Genomic DNA, 2,436 nt, shown 5'->3' with positions numbered 1-2,436 from the left:
CGGGACAGTGAACGCGGCTCGCGCAGTTCTACCGTTGCTGTCGTGCTCATCGTGATCCGTGGGGCCTCATGCTCAGGCAAATCAACCCTGGCCGCCCAGCTCCAACAGGAACTGGGATGGCCCGCTGCCGTGCTGGGTCAGGACCACTTCCTCCGGATCATTTACAGCGAACGTCAGGACGCCGGCCATTCCGACGGGATGGAGCACGCAGCTTGGCCGAGTCAGATCCGCGACACTGCCGAATACCCTGAGGTCATGAACGAGTTCCGCACCCTCACCCTCGTCGGCGGCATCATCGCAGCTGTCGGCGGCCCCATATGCGTTACCGCGGTCATCGCGACGTTCGCTGGTGGATTCGATGGTGGAGCAAATATCGGCGCCGGACTCCTGTTTCTACTCGGCGTGCCTGTCGCCATCGTCGGCGGAATCTTCCTGCTCATCGCTGCGATCGGTTCGCTCGCTCGTCATGGGAGGCGCAGACCCGAGTAGCCGAGGAGCAGTGCAGAATCGAACGCAGCGAATATCCGCGCTGTCCGGTAGACGATTGACTCCCGGACAACAGGTCGCTGCCGCGGCGCTAATGTGCGGTCATGGCACTCATCTCCGACACCAGTCGAGGCGACTGGCTGCGCCCGCGCGCGGGACACTGGGCGACTGCGGGTGGGGTCGCGGGAACTGGATTCGAGGCGTACGCACGGATCCTGCACCCGCTGCCCGGTCACCGGGAGGACCGCACGGCGTCCGACGGCTGGGGAGGTCATCCGATCATCGCGCGTGGACGTGGGCCGAGCTCGCCGCGTGGAACGGTCGACACGTGCACCCACTCGTGCAGTGGATGCGTCTCTCCGGAGCGGAGCCACCTCAGAGCGTCGAGCTCGACGACGGGTGGACGGTTGGTCCTCCGGAAGAGGGGCAGCTCGACCGGGCGATTCTGGCGGCACTGACGGAGCATCTCGGACGAGCCACGACTACGCCGGATGACCTGGTCGCAGCAGTGTGGAACGGTTGGGGCGACCTCAACGGCGGTTCCGCGTCGGGCTCTTTCGTGGTCGGCGAGCCGAGCGAGGAGCAATTGCGTCAGCTGCAGGAGCAGGCGGAACGACGACGGTTCCGGGGAAGCCGCCGTCGCGGACGCACTGGCCGGTCCGACGTTCGAGTGGCCGGGACGAGAGTTCCACTTGATGTCCGCTTCCCTCGCTCTGTTCGCGGAGCCGAACTGGCTCGACACGGCTTCCGTGGATGTCTGGCCCGCGGCCGGGCACACTCCGCAGATGCTGTGGCCAGAGGACCGCGGCTGGGTGCTCGCGACCGAGATCGACTGGGACTTCACCATCGTCGCCGGCAGCCGTGGCCTCATCGACGCTGTGCTCGAAGACCCTCGTCTCGAGGCGTTCGCCATCGTCGACAGCGATGACCTGACGTGGTCGGGTGATCCGGTCAACCGACCCGAACAGGACTAGTCGTCACCATGCTGGAGTTCGTGTAGCCGATCGTCTACCGGTCATCAGAAGGGCGAAGGTCCCGCAGACCGCGGAAGAGCCCCGGCGGCATCAACACCATCAGCGGCAGCCAGGTCCCCACGCTCGTCGTGTTGATGATGAGGTTCACCACCGCCAACGCAAGCAGCACGCTCGACGTGCTTACGGCAAACCAGGCAAAGGGACGCGGCCATGGCTTGTGCTTCACGGGTCTAACGTAACGTCCGGTTGCCGTCCCGATAGCCGATCGGCATTCGAGACAGCGCGGACACCCGGCGACGTCCCAGCCTGCTTGTCGTGCTCATCGTGATCCGCGGCGCCTCTGGCTCTGGCAAGTCGACCCTCGCGGCGCAGCTGCAAAAGGAGCTGGAGTGGCCCACCGCGGTCCTTAGCCAAGACCACTTCCGACGGACGGTCTTCAAGGAGCGCCGGGACGCCGGGCGCGCTGACGGCATGGAGCACGCCGCGCTCCTCGAAGTCGTAGCGAAACACTGCCTTTCGGCCGGCCATGACGTCGTTCTGGAAGGGATTTTCCAGTCCGCCCGCTACGCAACGATGCTGGAACGCGTTGCGAGCACGTCGGCCGATGTCCGCTTCTACGCCTTCGACCTCTCGTTCGAGGAGACCCTGCAGCGGCACGCGGGACGTTCACTGGCGTCGGAGGTCAGCCCCGACCAGATGCGCGCCTGGTACCGCGGATGGGACCCGCTCCCGTTCGTGATGGAGCAGCCGATCCTCCCAAGTGAAGAGCTAGCCGCAGTGACTCAACGCATCCTCGGCAGCCGTTAGAGGATCCGTCTGCGAGGTAGTTCGATCACAAACCGAACAGGCCAAGTCCTCCTGAGATGGCGATCCCGAGTCCCATGACTATTGCCACCGTGCTCCCGATGATGACGGCCAGCCGTTGATCCTTGTTCATCCCCATGGCCCGAGCTTAGGAGTGTCCGGTAGCCGATCG

At 65.1% G+C, this 2,436-nt stretch carries 4 protein-coding genes; 3 read left to right on the top strand and 1 reads right to left on the bottom strand.

Going from position 1 to position 2,436, the window contains the following annotated elements; translation table 11 throughout:
• Both Q9R26_RS18545 and Q9R26_RS18540 read left to right on the top strand, forming a co-directional pair.
• Positions 1-489: AAA family ATPase (locus Q9R26_RS18545; RefSeq protein WP_311228204.1), on the top strand; the 489-nt coding region annotated here is incomplete at its 5' end.
• 692 nt (positions 490-1,181) lie between these two features.
• On the top strand, positions 1,182-1,460 hold the full coding sequence (locus tag Q9R26_RS18540) for a hypothetical protein (RefSeq protein ID WP_311228203.1): 279 nt from the start codon (positions 1,182-1,184) through the stop codon (positions 1,458-1,460).
• Between the two features lie 34 nt (positions 1,461-1,494).
• Here Q9R26_RS18540 and Q9R26_RS18535 read toward each other — a convergent pair whose 3' ends face one another.
• Positions 1,495-1,686, bottom strand: coding sequence for a hypothetical protein (locus Q9R26_RS18535; protein ID WP_311228202.1), 192 nt, complete (start codon positions 1,684-1,686; stop codon positions 1,495-1,497).
• A gap of 89 nt (positions 1,687-1,775) precedes the next feature.
• Here Q9R26_RS18535 and Q9R26_RS18530 point away from each other — a divergent pair, with 89 nt between their 5' ends.
• Positions 1,776-2,267 (top strand): AAA family ATPase, encoded by a 492-nt coding sequence (locus tag Q9R26_RS18530; RefSeq protein WP_311228201.1) that lies wholly within the window; start codon positions 1,776-1,778, stop codon positions 2,265-2,267.
• Positions 2,268-2,436 lie beyond the last annotated feature (169 nt).

The organism is Curtobacterium sp. BRB10 (assembly GCF_031844325.1).
Lineage (GTDB): Bacteria > Actinomycetota > Actinomycetes > Actinomycetales > Microbacteriaceae > Curtobacterium > Curtobacterium poinsettiae_A.
Note: the sequence above shows the minus strand (reverse complement) of the source record. Positions and strands in the feature narration are given on the sequence as shown.

Bases quoted from the DNA above. Each gene is read 5' to 3' on its own strand.
- Q9R26_RS18540 (WP_311228203.1), top strand. From the start codon at position 1,182: ATGTCCGCTTCCCTCGCTCTGTTCGCGGAGCCGAACTGGCTCGACACG.